The 17,478-nt window shown below is 44.4% G+C and carries 18 protein-coding genes; 8 read left to right on the forward strand and 10 right to left on the reverse strand.

All coding sequences use genetic code 11. The features are described from left to right. Positions 1-11 precede the first annotated feature (11 nt). The 6 genes from ASN18_RS14265 to ASN18_RS14290 all read left to right on the forward strand — a co-directional run bounded on the left by ASN18_RS14265 (position 12) and on the right by ASN18_RS14290 (position 7,489). Positions 12-1,190 (forward strand): ABC transporter substrate-binding protein, encoded by a 1,179-nt coding sequence (locus tag ASN18_RS14265; protein WP_085053455.1) that lies wholly within the window; start codon positions 12-14, stop codon positions 1,188-1,190. Next, positions 1,177-2,328, forward strand: coding sequence for a DUF7005 family protein (locus tag ASN18_RS14270; protein WP_236861779.1), 1,152 nt, complete (start codon positions 1,177-1,179; stop codon positions 2,326-2,328). The genes ASN18_RS14265 and ASN18_RS14270 overlap by 14 nt, the downstream gene beginning before the upstream one ends. Continuing rightward, positions 2,309-2,644 (forward strand): NHLP leader peptide family RiPP precursor, encoded by a 336-nt coding sequence (locus ASN18_RS14275; RefSeq protein ID WP_157073015.1) that lies wholly within the window; start codon positions 2,309-2,311, stop codon positions 2,642-2,644. Before ASN18_RS14270 ends, ASN18_RS14275 begins: the two co-directional genes overlap by 20 nt. Positions 2,645-2,728: 84 nt before the next feature. Then, positions 2,729-2,980 carry a cupredoxin domain-containing protein gene (locus ASN18_RS14280; RefSeq protein WP_085053457.1) on the forward strand — a complete coding sequence of 84 codons (252 nt, stop codon included), beginning with the start codon at positions 2,729-2,731 and terminating at the stop codon, positions 2,978-2,980. Positions 2,981-3,231: 251 nt separating this feature from the next. Next, positions 3,232-6,189, forward strand: coding sequence for a PAS domain-containing sensor histidine kinase (locus tag ASN18_RS14285; RefSeq protein ID WP_236861780.1), 2,958 nt, complete (start codon positions 3,232-3,234; stop codon positions 6,187-6,189). Then, positions 6,182-7,489 carry a diguanylate cyclase domain-containing protein gene (locus ASN18_RS14290; RefSeq protein ID WP_085053459.1) on the forward strand — a complete coding sequence of 436 codons (1,308 nt, stop codon included), beginning with the start codon at positions 6,182-6,184 and terminating at the stop codon, positions 7,487-7,489. Before ASN18_RS14285 ends, ASN18_RS14290 begins: the two co-directional genes overlap by 8 nt. Before the next feature lie 22 nt (positions 7,490-7,511). Here the strand turns inward: ASN18_RS14290 and ASN18_RS14295 are convergent, their stop codons facing one another. From ASN18_RS14295 to ASN18_RS14330, 8 genes are all read right to left on the reverse strand, one after another. After that, positions 7,512-8,186 carry a hypothetical protein gene (locus tag ASN18_RS14295; RefSeq protein ID WP_236861781.1) on the reverse strand — a complete coding sequence of 225 codons (675 nt, stop codon included), beginning with the start codon at positions 8,184-8,186 and terminating at the stop codon, positions 7,512-7,514. Continuing rightward, positions 8,176-8,886, reverse strand: a complete 711-nt coding sequence (locus ASN18_RS14300; protein WP_085053461.1) for a FlgO family outer membrane protein — start codon at positions 8,884-8,886, stop codon at positions 8,176-8,178. The genes ASN18_RS14295 and ASN18_RS14300 overlap by 11 nt, the downstream gene beginning before the upstream one ends. Positions 8,887-8,908: 22 nt before the next feature. Next, positions 8,909-9,880, reverse strand: coding sequence for a FlgO family outer membrane protein (locus tag ASN18_RS14305; protein WP_157073017.1), 972 nt, complete (start codon positions 9,878-9,880; stop codon positions 8,909-8,911). A 10-nt stretch (positions 9,881-9,890) separates the two neighbouring features. Next, a complete protein-coding gene (locus ASN18_RS14310) occupies positions 9,891-10,706 on the reverse strand; it encodes a phosphodiester glycosidase family protein (protein ID WP_236861782.1) in 816 nt (271 codons plus the stop codon). Between the two features lie 51 nt (positions 10,707-10,757). Then, the gene (locus tag ASN18_RS14315) at positions 10,758-11,699 is read right to left on the reverse strand and encodes an NAD(P)/FAD-dependent oxidoreductase (RefSeq protein ID WP_085053464.1); all 942 of its coding nucleotides are present in this window, start codon (positions 11,697-11,699) and stop codon (positions 10,758-10,760) included. A gap of 27 nt (positions 11,700-11,726) precedes the next feature. Further along, positions 11,727-12,767, reverse strand: a complete 1,041-nt coding sequence (gene mqnC, locus ASN18_RS14320) for a cyclic dehypoxanthinyl futalosine synthase (RefSeq protein WP_236861783.1) — start codon at positions 12,765-12,767, stop codon at positions 11,727-11,729. Positions 12,768-13,023: 256 nt separating this feature from the next. After that, positions 13,024-13,590, reverse strand: coding sequence for an HNH endonuclease (locus ASN18_RS14325; protein WP_085053466.1), 567 nt, complete (start codon positions 13,588-13,590; stop codon positions 13,024-13,026). Continuing rightward, positions 13,590-14,558 carry a DNA cytosine methyltransferase gene (locus ASN18_RS14330; protein WP_085053467.1) on the reverse strand — a complete coding sequence of 323 codons (969 nt, stop codon included), beginning with the start codon at positions 14,556-14,558 and terminating at the stop codon, positions 13,590-13,592. Before ASN18_RS14330 ends, ASN18_RS14325 begins: the two co-directional genes overlap by 1 nt. A 237-nt stretch (positions 14,559-14,795) precedes the next feature. Between ASN18_RS14330 and ASN18_RS14335 the strand changes: the two genes are divergently transcribed. Together ASN18_RS14335 and ASN18_RS14340 are read left to right on the forward strand one after the other, a co-directional pair. Further along, positions 14,796-15,107 carry an NHLP leader peptide family RiPP precursor gene (locus ASN18_RS14335; RefSeq protein ID WP_085053468.1) on the forward strand — a complete coding sequence of 104 codons (312 nt, stop codon included), beginning with the start codon at positions 14,796-14,798 and terminating at the stop codon, positions 15,105-15,107. Positions 15,108-15,166: 59 nt separating this feature from the next. Next, on the forward strand, positions 15,167-16,621 hold the full coding sequence (locus ASN18_RS14340) for a radical SAM/SPASM domain-containing protein (protein WP_085053469.1): 1,455 nt from the start codon (positions 15,167-15,169) through the stop codon (positions 16,619-16,621). 37 nt (positions 16,622-16,658) lie between these two features. Here the strand turns inward: ASN18_RS14340 and ASN18_RS14345 are convergent, their stop codons facing one another. Both ASN18_RS14345 and ASN18_RS14350 read right to left on the reverse strand, forming a co-directional pair. Further along, positions 16,659-16,952 carry a DUF167 domain-containing protein gene (locus tag ASN18_RS14345; protein WP_157073018.1) on the reverse strand — a complete coding sequence of 98 codons (294 nt, stop codon included), beginning with the start codon at positions 16,950-16,952 and terminating at the stop codon, positions 16,659-16,661. A gap of 12 nt (positions 16,953-16,964) precedes the next feature. Beyond that, complete coding sequence (locus ASN18_RS14350) at positions 16,965-17,468, reverse strand: NYN domain-containing protein (RefSeq protein ID WP_085053470.1); 504 nt, start codon at positions 17,466-17,468, stop codon at positions 16,965-16,967. Positions 17,469-17,478 lie beyond the last annotated feature (10 nt).

Below are 17,478 nucleotides of genomic sequence, written 5' to 3' on the forward strand. Positions count from 1 at the left end.
AGGAGCTGACGATGTCTTATAATTATAGGAAAATAAAAGCAGCCATACTGATGATTACTGTCTTGTGTTTTGCCTGTGAAGATGCCAGCATATCCGAAGAGCGCGCCAAACGCGCAAAGAAGGCAAAAGGCGATATAACGATTGCCGTAGCCGGTTCATGGGATATGTCAAAAAGCAGACCTGATCTAAAAAACAGGGCTGATTTACGTGACGGGGTGGAACTGGCCGTTGAGGAAGTTAATAAAACGAATGTGTTAAAAGGAAGGAAGATTCACCTGATAGCAAGGGAAGACTCCGCAGATTTGAATAAGGCACGGCTATTGGCGACTGAAGTCGTATACAATACAGATATTACGGCTGTCATTGGCCACACGTTTGGTTTTATTACATCATCTGTGGCCGATATATATAAACTGGGCGGGATGATTCTGATGTCTCCCGGTCAGTTTATTCCTGAGCAAACGAAAGGTGAGCAGCAGATGGCATTTTCCTATACACCGCAGCCTGATGCCATTGCCGGGTTGTTTGTAAGGCATATGCAGAAGATGAAATATAAAACTGTTGCCATAACTTATGTTAACTCTCCGGTTACTATAAAGTTTCTCAATACTTTTTATAATGCCGCAGAGGGTAAAATCAAAATTATTGACAGCGTCTCATTTAATATAAACACAGTTGTATCATATCAGAGCACTCTAAGAAAGTGGGCAAACCTGGAGTTTGACGCGATAGTGTTTATTGCGCCTTCTTTTTATTTGGGTAGTTTATTGCGGGAACTAAAGGACAACAGTATGAAGATTCCCGTGATGACTGTTGCAGAGCCAGGGTTGTTAGTCTCTTCGAACCATAAATTATCTGACGAAGTTTTTGTTATCACCTGTAACTATGACAATATGTCGGACGAACTAAAGCAATTTATAAGTGAGTTCAACAAGAAATACAATTATGAGCCTAGTCATCTTGCAGTAAATGCCTATGAAGCGGTGAAGGTTCTCACAAATGCCTGGGCAGCCGCTGGTACTACAGAGCCTGAAAAGGCTGCACAGGAAATAAGCAAAATGAAAGGCCATAATGGGCTTTGCGGGACATATAACTTTGACGAATCCGGGATGTTGAACACCAACGAAATGTATCTTGTCAAAGTAAAAGACGGTAAAATAGAACATATTATTGACAATGACAGACGATAGCTCAAAACTGGATTTACGGGTAAACACTCTCAGGCACTTTGGCGCCGCAGGTGATGAAATAGGCGAGATTATTGCCTATAATAAATTGGTATTTAATCATGAGAGTATCCCCGGCAGGCTCCCACTTGAGGACGAGGCATTTGTCGGGCCGTGGATGGAGTATCACAGCCAGATTAATGGCGGCAATTGCTTTGACGTATTAAGAAGGTACCTTGTGCAGTTGAATTTCCCAATAGAAAGCGGCATAAGCAAGACCGAACACTACAGAGACGTTACACTAAGGGGCGTAAAGTCTGAGGGCAGCTCCGGCGGTTTATTACTTAAACACCCCGAAGAGCTGCGCCTGATTATTCATCCGACAGTGGCCGGGCATATCCCCGTGTTAATGCCATATGGCAGAGAGGATTTCACCAGTATAGTTCGCAGCCTTGCACAGAGGAACGAGCCAGCAGCAATCCCTGAGTCAATGGGGGCACTGACCGTATCTGGTTATAATAACTGGGACAGGATAAACAGGATGCGCGCCGATTACGAAAGGGATAACAGTTTCATTCCCTGGGCAGTTGTTTTTGATGACATGATGTCTAAGGTAACTATGTATCAGGATAAATTTATAATATTAAGCGACGGTCCGTACAGCAATTGCTCTGCCGCCGAGATGGGCATAGGTGTGAATGAATGGAAAGACAAGTCATTAATAATCCGCCGTGAGCATGAATGTGCCCATTATCTGACCAAACGGCTGTTCTTATCTATGAAAAATAACATTATGGACGAACTGATAGCGGATTTCTCTGGCATAACCGCTGCGTTTAATGAGTTCAGGGCTGGGTGGTTTTTGCGCTTCATAGGGCTTGAGAATTTTCCTGAGTACAGAAAGGGGGGAAGGCTTGAAAACTATAAGGGTGACCCCGCGCTGTCCGATGGTGCATTTATAGTTTTACAGAGGCTTATTCACAGCGCCGCTCATAATTTAGAGGCATTTTATGTTCAAAAGAACAACTCAAGACTCCTCACAATAATAACCCTTACATATCTTACGTTGGAAGAGATTGCGTCGCCATCATATTATGAGACTATGGAGACAGTGTTCTCCAGCTTACAGGAGGTATTATCAAATGTCAGAAAAGAATGCTAATGCAAACAAGATGCAGGAGTTAATCAAGAAGGCATGGAACGATGAGGCGTTCAAAGCAAGGCTGCTTTCAGACACCCATGCAGCACTAAAAGAACAGGGCATAGCAGTTCCGGCAGGCGTAACAATCAAAGCGGTAGAAAATACGCCTACAATGGTACATATATTGTTACCACAGAATCCACATATAGAATTAACAGATAGTCAGTTAGAGCAAATAAGCGGCGGGGCATGTATCAGTTCGTGCCTCGAAGGCGATATTCCCGCACAACCACCCTCTAATAGGTGCATGACAGGGATAAGTGTGAATATTGCATGACAGGTATATATATTTTATAAAATTCAAGAATAAGCGATGCCTTTAAAATAAGCTATCTATCATGACTAAGTATCAGTGATGAAAATGGTTGCAATAATATTTAGAGCAATAGTTTCACATGGTACTATAGAGCCTCAAGTTGAATTACCGGAGGGCATCAGATTGAAAGTCACCATCGAAAATGATGAGGAAGATGACACTTGTGCTACAGGCAAATGGGCAAAAATAGCACAATTAATGGTAGATGAGAATTTATTGAAAGGGCAAAGTGAGGAATTCTTGAAACTTACGAAAACCTTTCGAGATGATTTTGTTTTTAAATGCAGTTTTACTTAGCAGCTGGCGAAGTCAGGTTTGCTGAAATTCATACAGCCATTTTATCACTGCGCATTTGCTGCCCTGCCGGTATTTGGCTTGATTTTATTTTAAATAACATGTTCTAATAGTACTATAGCAAGTGTGGCAAGTCTGTTCACTTTGCACGTTGGCGCAAGGTAGAAAGGCAGCAGTAGTTCTTACATCTGCTGGACATCTTTAGGGGAATTGTTTTGACACTCGCTATGAACAGAGGGTCAGGAATTTTTACAATGACTATAGACAAGCAAGAGGCGTTCCCAAACATCCCCGTTATCTCGGAGCCCACGATAGCTTTGTTTAAAACCATTTCGGGCATTGCCGCCGCTCTTGTCTTTGCACTTGGTGTTTTTGTCCTTGCCGCATGGCTGTTTAATATAAGAGATTTGGAGATACTCTATTTAAACCCGATTGCTATGAAGGCAAATGCTGCGCTCATGTTTGTCTTAACAGGTGTATCGTTGTGGCTTTTACAGACCAAAAGGGTTAATCGACGGACGCGGTTTTTTTCTAAGACATGCGCCTCAATAGCTGCTTTAATAGGGTCGCTTACCTTGGTTGAATATCTTTTTAATATTGATTTAGGGATTGACCAGGCATTGTTTAGAGACATACCCAATGTACTTATGACGCCGCACGCGGGCAGGATGTCACCACTTACGGCAGTAAACTTCGTTCTGGCAGGAACTGCCTTGCTTCTGACAGACGTTGAGACTCGGAAGGGATACCGTCTGTCACAAATTATAGCTATTGTATGGGGTATAATTTCAATGATATGTTTTATGGGTTATCTCTATAATATTACATTACTGTACCAGCAGTCCTCCTTTACGGTTATGGCGATACACACGTCATTGGCGTTTACGTTGTTATCCATCGGGGTGGTTTTTGCGCGTCCTGAAGAAGGGATAATGATTTTTTTTATACAGGATGGACTTGGCAGTATAATGGCACGCCGTATCCTTGCTGTCGTTACTCTAACTCCGGTTATAACGGACGTAATAATTATCTCAGGCCTGAGAGCTGGTTTTTATGACATACCCTATACGATGGCATTTCACACTGTTATTATTACGGTTGTGATTGTCATCATCGTTTTGCATACAGCTCTGACTTTAAATAAAATTGACTATAAGCAAAGAAAATCTGAGGCAGAGACAGAAATCGTGGCAAGATTCCCGGGTGAAAATCCCTTCCCTGTGATGCGTGTCAGCAGGGGGCTTAACGTTACATATGTGAATAAATCAAGTAAACCGTTGATTGATTATTTAGGGTTTCAAAAAGACGGTGATAATTTGTATGCCGGTAAGATGTGGGCTGATGAGATTGCCGCGGTGTTAGATTCCGGGCAGATGAGAATCATTGAAATACCGGTTAACGACCGGGTGTTTCAATTCACTATAGCGCCTATGCCGGACAGTGACTATGTAAACCTCTACGGAAGCGACATCACGAGACTTAAATTAATGGAAGAGTTGCTTAATTATGAAAAAAGAAAATTACAAAATATACTGGACTCCATGCAGGACGGGATATATATAGTAAATCAAGAATATACAATAGAATACGCGAATCCTGTAGTTATCAGGGAGTTCGGTTCATGCAATGATATGAAGTGCTATTCGTATTTTCATGGACGTATGGAGCCCTGCCCCTGGTGCAGAAATCCTGAGGTATATCAGGGAGTGACTGTGCGCTGGGAATTTACTATGACTAATACCGGCAAAACCTACGACATAATTGACACACCTTTAATAAATCAGGACGGCAGCATTTCTAAACTGGAAATATTCCGCGATATAACTGTCCGCAAGCAGATAGAGAATGACCTGCGGTTATTATCACGGGCGATAGAAGACTCTATGGACGATGTGCATATTGTAGATATGTCAGGGAAGATACTCTACGCTAATAAGGCTGCCATCGCAATGACCGGCTATTCCCTTGAGGAGAGCGTCGGTATGGATGTTGCTAATTTAGCAAATGATCCGGCATTTGGGAGAGATGTCATAATAGCATCTGTCAAAAAGGAAGGATTCTGGAATGGGGAGATTTTATGCAAAAAGAAAGACGGCACACTTTATACGGCATGGCTGATAGTCAATCTGGTCAATGATACAACTGGTAAGCCTGTTGCACTAATTGGAACGATGCGTGACATTACGATGAAAAAAGCGATTGAAGAGGCATATCACACCTCTGAGGCGAACATGCGGGCGCTTATGAACTCTATTACTGAGAGCGTTGCTCTCATCGGGACAGATGGTATCTTTATCACTGTTAACGATACCTTTGCAAGGCGTTTCAAAAAAGAGAGCAGCGATATAGTTGGAGCAAAGATGGTAGACCTTCTCACTCCGGATGTTTTAGAATCACGTAAGAAATACTTTGATGGCGTTATAAGCACCGGCAGCCCTGTTCACTTTGAGGACATACGCGGTGAAACTTACTTTTATAGTAATATGTATCCTGTTTTCAATGAAAACAATAAAGTCAGCGGCGTAGCCGTGTACGCTGTTGACATCACCGAGCACAAGAAATATGAGAACTATTTGTTAAGGTCTATCAGGGAAAAAGACATGCTCACGCGTGAAGTGCATCACCGTGTCAAGAATAACCTGCAAATAGTTGCCGGACTTATCGGGTTGCAGCTCAATTACGTAACAGATGAGACATACAAGTCCATGTTTACCGAAACCATGAACAGGATAAAGTCAATCTCTTTGGTTCACGACAAACTCTATCGTTCAAAGGGACTTTCCGAGGTGGATTTGAAAGAATACATAGTTAATCTTTCAAAAGAACTGCTTAACTCTTTCTGTGTTGACAGCAGCAGTGTAGAGATGACTTTGGATATAGAACCCGTTGTCGTTGGTGTGGATATTGCGGTACCATGCGGATTGATTATTAATGAACTCTTTACAAATATCCTGAAGTATGCCTTCCCTGATAAAAGAACAGGTAAAATCGACATTTCAATTCACTACAAAGGCGGTGACAATTTTGAGATGGTAATCTCGGACAACGGTGTTGGATTTCCGGCAGATGTGGACTTCAGAAATACAAAGAGTTTAGGCCTGCACATAGTGAATCTGCTGGTGAGGCAAATCGGCGGGACTATTGAATTGGACAAGACGTACGGAAGCAAGTTTACCATCAACTTTGAAAACCATAAGGAGCAGTATGGATAAAACCAGAATTTTGATAGTAGAAGACGAGATGATATCCGGCGCGTTCATACAGAATACCCTTGAGATGCTTGGATATGAAGTCACTTTTGTGGCGATTTCGGCATTTGAGGCCATAAGGGAAGCAGAGAGAAACAGACCCGACCTGATCCTTATGGACATAAAGATAAAAGGGGCAGAGGATGGCATAGAAACAGCGCATGAGATTAGAATGCGTTTTGATATCCCTATCATCTATCTCACCGCCCACTCGGATGAGGCGACGGTTGAGCGTGCTAAAGTAACCGAACCGTTTGGATATGTTATAAAACCAGTTGACAGCAAAGAGCTGAAGACCAGCATTGAAATTGCCCTGTATAAACACAAGATGGAAGCCAAACTGAAAAGTCTGGCACATTATGATTTTCTTACAGGACTTCCCAACCGCACGCTGTTTTTTGACCGGCTTGACCAGGCCCTTAAGCAGGCAAAACGTCACAATAAGGATGTCGCCCTGCTCATGATAGACCTCGACGGTTTTAAATGTATTAACGACCGGATGGGGCATGACACCGGTGATATGGTATTAACAGAGATAGCAAAGAGGTTAAAACACCAGATACGCGGCACGGACACAGTGGCACGTTTTGGCGGCGATGAGTTTATTGTTATTCTTACAAACCTCGCCAATGCAGAGGATGCAGAGACGCTTGCCCTAAAGATAATTGTAGCGATAGGAAGGCCGTTTCAATTTAAAACCCCGTACTGTGCTATAGGTGCCAGTATAGGAATAAGTTTTTTCCCAAAAGACGGCAGCGATGTAGAAACACTGCTGAAAAAAGCAGACGCTGCAATGTATCGGGCGAAGGAAAATGGTAAAAACAATTATCAATTATTTCATGACGCAAACAATAAGACCAATATAGATATAAAGACTGTACTGTCTCACTCGTTACAATTTATCCTGAAGAATAAGTCTGGCTGGGGGCACAACGAGTGGCTTGAGTTTTTAATAGCGCTTAAAGAAAAAGGGGTTTTTATTTCAAAGACGGTTGAGCCATACGTTGGTGTAATCGTAGAGACGCTGAAGAAATTCTGCCAATTAACTCCGCCTTCAGCCGGAAGCATAGAGAAAGTTTTGTCTCATGTTTGTGACAAGGCCGCTGATTTCATCGTGTCAAACAATGGGATTTGGACAATACAGGACTGGGAGACCTTTTTAAACGATATTAACTCAACGGGAATAATGCTTGATAAGGAGGCGGCATTGCTGGTGCTTGACATTATCGAAGCAGCGAAGTCGCTCCACATTTTATGCCCCTGACATAAACGGCTGTAGCAGAGGACTATTCCTTGAATCGTTCGAGGATGTTTACTATCTCTGCTACGGTCAATGCCCCAAGCTGCTTGGGAAGCGGCGCCTGCAAGTCGAAAAACTTCACAGGGAAATTCAACCCGTCAAAGTCAGTGAACGATATTGCCCTTCTTGGCGGCGCTGTGCGGCAGTGGTCAAAATATAACAGAGTAACCTCTGTTTTCGTGTCAATTACTCGCATTTTTATTGACATCATGGACTGCCTCAGTTCACCGCCCATGACTATTTTTTCAATTTCTCCGACAATAATATAATTATATTTTTTGTCTCTGGCGTATTTTATCTGCGACTTGAGGTCGTTGAATATCTCGTCGTTTTTCTCTAATATATGAAACAACTGCCTTTGCAGCAACAGCTTGTGCATGAGGTCAGTCAGATATATGGATATTTCCTGAGCATCAATTGACGACTTCAAGAGAAAGACTGCGGCACGGCTTTCAAACGGGAATTGGTGTTCCGGCTTGATGTAAAAATCCCTCAGACACGGCTGCGCCTCCGACTCTGACTGTGTCAGTGTCTTATGCTTTGTTGACAACACGGTGGTCTGCGGCGGCACGGCTACGCTGCATGACATTACGGCAAGCAGCACTGCCGCTATGAGCATTGTCCTGCTGATCAGCCTGATGTCCTCCATATTATTTGGCATTACCAGAAACAGGCGGTCTTTCAAAGACCGGTGCCGAATCAGGTAATTGTCCTTGCCCGCCGGTGTTTTTTAACAGCTTCTTCAACTCTTTTGTCTCCACCATGCGTGTACTCCAGGCCGAATACAGCGTGGAGTCCTTCAGGTTTATTATACGCCCGTTAAATATTACCGACTTCCCTGTAACAGTATATGTCCCTACTAGTACGCTCATTGCGTTTTCTCTTGCCGCAAGGTCTCTGACATCTCTGGTTAAGACAAACTCCCCGTTCTTTTTATCTATATCTATGACATTACCCATACGCATCTCTATGACATCGAAATAGTTCAGTTGAAGATAGGTCATCAACAGCTCAGAAAATGCCCTCCCTAACGGCGAGGTCTGTCTGATGTCGTTTACATCGACAAATGTTGTTATCAATATGGGTGATATCTGCGGTGAATAGACCCGGTCGGTCTCTATCCTTGCAGAGAAGGAAAGGCCGTTGGCCATGTCTTTGGCCGCACTGTCAAGGTCGTCATATACATTAAACATACCATCGTGATAACCCGTGTGCGGGCCGCTGGGCGGGCCTACTGCCACTTTCTCTACGGCCTTATATGTTGAACATCCACAGAGTATCGTAAGGGCTGTTGCCGCTGCCATTGCCTTCAATGCCTTTGTTACCATGGGTACACCCATCGTGTTTTCATTAGTTTTCATTATATTTCCCTATATCTCATTATCAGTGTTTTGCCGGTGTGCCAGGCTTTGGTGTTACCTCCGGCACTGTGGGTTCAATTGGTTTCGCCACTGCTTCCGGCTTCGCTGGTTCTTTGGGTTTCACTGGTTCGGTCGGCTGCTTTGTCACTTCTACCTTAACTGCCGCCTCCGGTTTTACCGGCTCTGATTTTACCGACTCCGGGGCTGCCGGTTCTTCCGGCTTAACATTTGTGACCTTTTTTACTGGTTTTTTTGGCTTTGGTTTGAGTTTCTTTGCTTTTTTCTTTGGCGCAGGCGCAGGCGCTTTAATTAAAGGCGCAGGTTCGTTCTGGCGCAGTCCTATTGAGGGCATCGGTTCATTCTGCAGTTCGCTTGCCTTGCTTAACAGGTATTTTACCATCGTCGTGAGGGGAATCTTTATAGTTGCTACGGAGATGACCTCTGCAAGTTCAGGACTTATCAGCCTCACGTTTACAAACACCTCGCATGGCTCTACCTGATATGTACCGGCTATTATCAGCGAGTTTGTATAGTCGAAGTTAAAACTCTTCGGTGTAATGTCTATTTTTTTACCTTTCACATTATTTTCGGTCACGCCGTTTCTGCTGAGGTACAGCTCGCCTACTTTGTTTGACATAACGATGGACTTCATCTCCCTTACGTCTGTCACCCTGTAGCCCTTGATATGCAGTTGTGAGAGGACTTCTTCGGCTATCAGACGCCCGAACATCGATGTCTTGTTGAGATTGCTTAACTCAACAAAGCTGGTCACAATTATCTTGTTCGTGAATCTGGGAATATCGCCATACATCTCAAGCTGCTCGACTATGTGTGCAGACTTAAGGTCTATATCGGTCATGTTGTCATAGGGATTACTCTCGAAGTGATTGATACTGCACTCTGGTATCTCGTTAGTCTTTGGCACGGTGTACTTTGTCTGGCAGGACATCGTCAACGCTGCCACTAGTGCTGCGGCTATGAGTTGTTTTTTCATTTAGTTTTTTTCACTTTGTGTTTGGTGATTGTTTTTTTACAATACCGATTACGTTCGGTATCGGCCACGCTGTTTGAAACGTGTTGTCCTCATCGTAGTTAGCGCCGTAGCCCCCGACTTTTTCTATCTCAGTGTCTCTTGCTGTGATGTATAGAGACGCCTGCCGCCCACCCTCGAGGTACACGGCACTGGTGATGGAAATAGGAAGCGACATTATTATCTCTATAAAATCGTGTACGGTGTACGGCGAGCGGGAAAATAAAAAGAGTATGTTGCCGCCCTTGTCCTTGCCGATTGCTGCTATGCTCCAGGAGGTCTGCTTCTGCTCCCAGACGTTCTTATTTGTACAACTGATCATTCTGATATTCTGGATAATCGTATTGTACTTTCCCTTGAGTTCTTCAAGATTCTGACAGTCAGAGTCTATTATCTCTGCGTCGGCGACTGTGGAATCAACTGGATTAAACGCCAGCGCTGTCTTATATGATTTTGAGACCTTCGGGTTATTTACGTGGTTGAAGTTCTTCATGTACCCAACGCTTGTAGAGCCGTCGGCCTGGTACATGCCAGCATTTGTGGCGGCAGTAAGGTTATACTTCTTTGCCCATTCCTTCGCGGTCAAAGACTTGCCGCCAAGCTCGGACACTGTTAGCAGCTTAAAGGCGTAATTTGCAGGGCTTATCCTCAGCACCGTTATCTTTGAATTACCCATGTCGGACTTCTGAGGGGATTCGAATTCGCGCATATACAAGCCCTCGTCAAGCCTCTTCCAATTGTCCGCTTCCGCAACAGCGGCGGCTGCGATAACCTGTACCGCCAATACCATAGCACCTGCTAAAGTCCATAATCGCTTTATCTGCATTTTATTGAATTTGCTTTAACCCCATGCATATTTTCTTTTTTTCCTGTGATTTATATATTTCTCCGCCGACAGTGCTGCAACACACCCATTAGCAGCAGCTATCACGACCTGCCTGACCTCTGTGCATGACACATCTCCCGCTGCAAACACCCCATCAACATTTGTCTCCATCATCCTGTTGGTCATGACACACTCCTCGTCGCTTATATCGACAGAGAAGTTCAGATAATCCACAATCGGTCTGTTACCGTGCAGATATACAAATACGCCGTCCATCGGCATTACTGTATCTGTCTTTGTCTCATTGTTCTGCACAACTATACTCTCTACGCACTCAGCGCCCCTGATCTCAGTAACCCTATGGTTCAGGAGTACATTGACTTTCTCACTTAAACTATGATTGTCGCTAATCTTGAGCTTGGTGGACTGGGCTATCAGCGTAACCTTACCGGTGAAGCGCGCCAGGACGTCTGCTTCTTTCACCGCTTCCTCTGAGTCCCCTAAGATGCATACGTTTTTATTTCTGTAAAATGCCGCGTCACAGATGGCACAGTAACTGACACCCTTGCCAAGCAGCTCTTTCTCTCCCGCAATTGCAGGCTTTCTGCCCATCGACCCTGTGGCCACGATTACCGTCTTGCCGTAGTAGGTCTTGTCTATCGTGTATATTTCCTTTGGATCGCTTTCTATGTTTACGCCTATGACCTGAGTCTCTATGAATTCAGCGCCAAATGTTATGGCCTGAGTCCTGAATATATCAAGCAGCTCCGGGCCGGTCATTGGATTTGTGATACCAGGATAGTTTTCTATCTTGCTTGTGAAGGCAAGCGCCCCGGCGGTCTTAGACTTGTCCAGCACTACGGTCTTTAGGTTCAATCTTGCTGCGTACTGAGCTGCGGTCAACCCTGCCGGCCCTCCGCCTACTATCACCACATCGTATAACTGCTGTCCTTCCATGTTCCACCTCGGTATTAATTCTAACGTTCAGAAATAATTCAGCACATTGTAATACGTGTCCCTTTGAGCCGGTTTAAAACCTGACGATTTAATTGCGCCTATTATATCATTTTTCGATACCATAAATGCTACACCTGCTGCTTTTACAACATTTTCTTCTATCATTGTTGAGCCGAAGTCATTTGCCCCGAATCTCAGCGCCACCTGTGCGGTCTTTATCCCCTGCGTCACCCACGACGCCTGAATATTTTTGACGTTATCCAGATAAACCCTCGACACTGCCAGCACGCGCAGATAATCCGCCGCTGTTGCATGAGCCGCGCCGCGCCCCAGCGCTGTATCTCCGGGCTGAAACGTCCACGGTATAAATGCCGTAAAGCCTCCAGTCTCTTCCTGCAGCTGCCATATTGCCTCAAGGTGTGCCGCTATGTCCAGCGGTGTTTCAATCGTGCCGAACATCATTGTGGCCGTTGTCCTCATCCCCAGCATGTGTGCCTCTTTCATTACCTCAAGCCATGCCGCTGTGTTTATCTTTCGCGGGCTGATGACCTGCCTGACCCTGTCTGAGAGAATCTCTGCCCCGCCTCCCGGTATTGAATCCAGCCCCGCGTCTTTTAATATTGTTAGCGTATCTTTTATCGTGAGTTCGGCCTTTTTTGCCATATAGGAAATCTCAGGCGGTGAAAACCCGTGAATGTTTATTGAAAATTCCTTTTTTATCTTACGCAGCATTGCCGTGTAGTATGAAATATCAAGGGCCGGGTGAAGCCCTCCCTGGATTAATATCTGCGTGCCGCCCAGGGCGATAGTCTCACGGATTTTATCCATCAAGACTGCCTCATCGATGATATATGCCCCCTCTGCGTCTTCATCTTTATGGAAGGCGCAAAAGCTGCACTTATTCGTACAGACATTGGTGTAATTTATATTTCTGTCTACGATGAACGTAACAACGCGCTCAGGGTGCAGCGCCAGTCTAACATTGTCAGCCATCTCACCAAGCTCAAGCAGCGGCGTCTCAGTAAGATGCTTAATGGCCTGAGCTGGTTTGTTAAGCGTATCGCTCATGCACAACCCCATCCGTGTATCACTCCAGCATAAACCATAGTACGAGAAAACATTGATTATTCTAACATAAATATAATATTAATGTTGAATGGAGTGACAGGGCAAACGCAGCATGTCTGAGACGATTTTTTCAACAAACGTGTAAAAATAATCCATCATGCGCCTTCGTTTATGAAATATCCATATCAAGCTCTCAAATAGCCCCTCAAGATTCTGTAATTGGCCGATAGTGTCTCAGTGTGAATTTGGAAGTCAGTCAATCTCTACTATTTATTTTATTATGCAGCCAGTTGTAAACTGCTTTTTGGTCATCTATGCCTGCCCGTCTAACCTGTGTTAGCAGCCAAATAAGGCTTGGCTTCTCTGTTGTGATGTTTTTTGCGCCTTGATTACATGTAGAACATAAAGCACGTAGGTTAGATAGTTCATTCTTCCCACCATGACTACGGTCTACAATATGCCCAATATGAAGACGTGCTTTACGGCCGGTAAAAGGGTCAACATCGCCTGGTGTAAGACCACACATCTGGCATGTAAAACCATTGCGGTCAAGAACCATCGCACGCAGACGAGCGGAAATTATAGGCGAAAACACGACATTGGGTGGCGGTTTCTCTTGTAACAAATATTGCCCGGGTTTTAAGTTGGAATTATCATGGTGTGAAAGAATCGGCCAGCCTTCCTGGTCGCGCAATTCTCGTAATCGGCGACCATATTGCCCTGCACCACCTGATGCTGCGAATATTTCGTGAGATTCAATAACTCGACCAATATTAGCAAGAAGAAATTTACGTATTTTTTCTTTAGAGCCTGTCTTTGCCATTACGCTTGCAGCCGTATTGCCTGTGGAACCGATAGACAATTATAAATCTGTGCAGCCACTGCACAAGCGACAGGTGGGGGGAAGGCATTACCTACCTGACGGTAAGCCTGTGTTTTTTTGCCAGAAAATATCCAATTATCAGGGAACCCCTGAATTCGTGCAACCATCGGCAAAGTTAATCGCGGCATTCCTACAAAATCAATATCAGGTGGGTTATCAGCAATGCCAAGCCCATCTACACCTAAAGCAGCCCATGCTTTCCTTGCCCGTGTGGGGCCTAAATCGGGGCCGCCATGCTTTTTTGAACCGCCAACGATAGTAGGGGCTATCTCACTCGCTTTATCGCGCCACAATGAAGCGCCACGCCAGGATTTTGAGGCCATGAGGTCATAGAGTGTCTCGCCAACAGATAATGGCCTTTGTTTGTAAAGCATAGGCCATTCAAAGAAGTCTGCATATTGATTAAGAATTGCAACAAAAACCACTCGGAGACGTAGTTGTGGTACCCCAAAATCTGAGGCATTTAACAATTTCCAGTCGGTTTTATATCCGAGTTTTGAGATTTGACCAGAAATACATAGACGGTAATCCTCAAAGACTGAATCAAGAATACCTCTGACATTTTCAATCATTATGGCGCGCGGGCGGATTTTATCAATCATACGAATAGCCGCAGGGAATAAATTACGCTCGTCAGACGTGCCAAGCTGTTTCCCTGCTTTAGAAAATGGTGGACAAGGTAATCCACCTGCAAGAAGGTCAATACCTTCAAATGGTGTGCCATCAAATGTTTCAATATCTTGTTCAAAAACTTGCCAATTTGGACGATTTAACCTAAGAGTGTTACAACAATGATGGTCAATCTCTACAAGTCCCTTATGTACAAAGCCAGCACGTTCTATTCCAATTGCCTGACCACCACCACCGGCACACAACTCCAAAGATGTAAGTTCTTTTCCCTTAATCATAAATAAATTATATCGAAATATATAGGTAAAGTCAATAAAGCAGGTTAATATTATGCCCGTTGCCGTTTTGCGCTAAAATTGTCTTTCCACATCAATTTAATAAAATTTTATGACAAAATTTTATGAAGGTACTGACCAAGCAGCAGATGCTATGTTAAACTGTGGGTACAAGTCGCTAACCCATTCAAATCACTGGAGGGTACTTATAAATAAATAATGTATAGGAGGAATTGTCAAATGTCAGAAAAGAATACAAAGGCAAATAAGATGCAGGAAATAATCAAAAAGGCATGGAATGATGAGGCATTTAAAGCAAAACTACTGTCAGATACTATGGCAGTACTAAAAGAACAGGGCATAGACGTTCCGGCAGGTGTAACAATAAAAGCGGTAGAAAATACGGCAAACCATATAACAATAATAATACCATCGAAGCCAGAAGCCCGCGAGTTATCAGATACTGATATGTCAAAAATCGCAGGCGGAGGCTGCAGCAGCGAAGAAGGCTACAACTCAAAGTCCTGCTGGAGCCGCGGGGTGACGTGGTAATGTAGTATAAACGCGCACGTGGGTCATAATATGTCAAGACCATATTCTTAGGGGGAGCGATGTTTGGGATGTACGAGATAGACTGTGAGGGCAGGAGATACTTCGGCAACGTTTCTCTAAAAGAGTTCCATAGATTTACTCGCAATGGCGATACTTATCTGTTCAACATAGAGAAGATGACATCGCATAAGATATCAGCATCAACTTCACGTAATATTGACAGTGTGTTGTACTCCTTTGGTGAGCTTGTGCCTGCACCGATGGTTGAGGAGCTAAGAAAAATCGACCTCATTGATGATCCTCAGACTGAGAATGACTGTGGAGTTTCAGATAAAGCCGACACTAACGGAAGGACAGAGAAGAAAAGCGAATTCAGTGTGAGCAACATCGCTCTCTTTGTTGCTCAGACATGTAACATGAGATGTGTGTACTGTTATGGTGAGGGCGGTGAATATGGCGGTAAGGGGATGATGAGCGAAGAAACGGCTTTTATGGCGGTTGACTGGCTGATGGATAATTCAAAGAGTGCTGAAAAGGTAAATATCTCATTTTTTGGCGGAGAGCCTCTGCTCAATTTCCCTCTGATTAAAAGAACGGTTGAATACGCTAAAGGCAGGGCTGCCGAAAGAAACAAAAAAGTTAGCTTCGGCATGACCACAAATGCATCATTGCTGACTGAGGAAATAATCAGTTTCATGAAGGAAGAGAAGATAAACACACTGGTCAGCTTCGACGGGTCTGCCGATATCCAGAACAGGCAGCGCCCATTTGCAGATGGAAACGGCTCATATGACAGCGTTATTGCAAATATTCAGAAACTGCTTGCTGTTTTCCCCGAAACTACAGCCAGGGCTACGGTATATGGTGATACTGACCCTGTTGAAATAAAAAACGGTATGAAGAAGGCCGAGTTTAAGACATTCTTTGTTATAAAGGCCTCGCCTGTCATACTGACGGGCGGAAACCTTGACGCGTCAGATAGGGCAGCCGATGAGGATATGTCGCGCCGTATGATGGAGTACAAAGAAAAGGAGTGGGACGGATTTGTAGAAACGCTCAGGAATAGAAATGCCGATGTACATCAGGTTGGACAAATTCCAGAGCCGTTAGTCACAGGTGAAAAGCGCTATTTCATGTGCGGTGTTGGTAAAGGGTTGGCAGGCATATCCGTCTCAGGTGATATATATCCCTGCCACCGGTTTGCAGGACAGGAAGATGCAAAGATTGGAAACATCATTGATTACAAAGTTGAAGGCATAAACGATTATCACAGAAGCGTAGTGACTAATCTTCCAAGGTGTTCGACCTGCTGGGCAAGGTATATTTGCGGCGGGGGCTGCTTCTACGATAATAAGTCCCGCACCGGAGACATGCGCATACCGGACATCTTTTATTGTAATGAAACAAAGGCCAATGCCGAAACGGTCATCGCTATGTATGCCCGGTTGGATGACACAGACAAGGAATACCTCAAGGGGCTATATCGGAATCTGGTGGATGAGAGGCTGCCTTAGACTACAGCCTTGGATGAAGCGTATTGCAGTTGACCTGTTACACAATAAATTCGTCAAGGCCGTCTATTGCAACTTGCTTACTTTTTGAGCCTTCTCCCTTTAGGATTGTTATGTCTGATTTTTTTATCTTTACTGCCTGGGTCTTTGCTATGTGTTTGTGAAGCATGTCTACCAGCATACGGTTTGCCTCGCCTTCTACGGGTGCGGCGGTTAGTTTTATCTTTAGCTCATCGTTTGTCACACCTGAGATTTCAGTCTTTGAAGAGCGTGGGATTACGCGTATGTTTAATATTATGCCCGTTGCCGTCTTGCGGTAAAATTGCCTTTCCACGACTTTTAAGTCTCAGAGCTTGTCCAGCGCTTGCTTAATCATCTTTTCCTTTTTCGATAAAACAAATGGATTGCCTTTCTTTTTCCCTGATGTCCTTTCGTCGTCTTCCATGTACATTTCATCAATCGAGGTAGGAACAATGTCTCTCTGATATAACTTGCGGCTGAAATCCTCGCTCCTTACCGGTGTGCAATCCTTCGACCATGCAAATGACGCAATTGCCCTGTCTGAAGTTATCACGATATATTTCATTCCAGCCCGGCCAATGATTTCCTTTATCACGTCATCCGCACTCTCCCCCCGCCCTGAATATATCACGGTTACTCCGGCAATCACTGTCTGCGTCTTGTTAGCGCCGTCCCTTAAGCCGTCAAACACTACTGTCATATTGTGAAGAAACCCCTTGCGCCTTCCATAGGCAGATAAATCCTCTATCAGCTTTGTCCGCTGCGCACGGAGGTCCTTGTGGTATGTCCCGATTATGTTATAACCGTCTATGATTATCTTTTCAGCCATCTGCCTCTCT

This window comes from Candidatus Magnetominusculus xianensis, from assembly GCA_001541255.1.
Classification (GTDB): domain Bacteria; phylum Nitrospirota; class Thermodesulfovibrionia; order Thermodesulfovibrionales; family Magnetobacteriaceae; genus Magnetominusculus; species Magnetominusculus xianensis.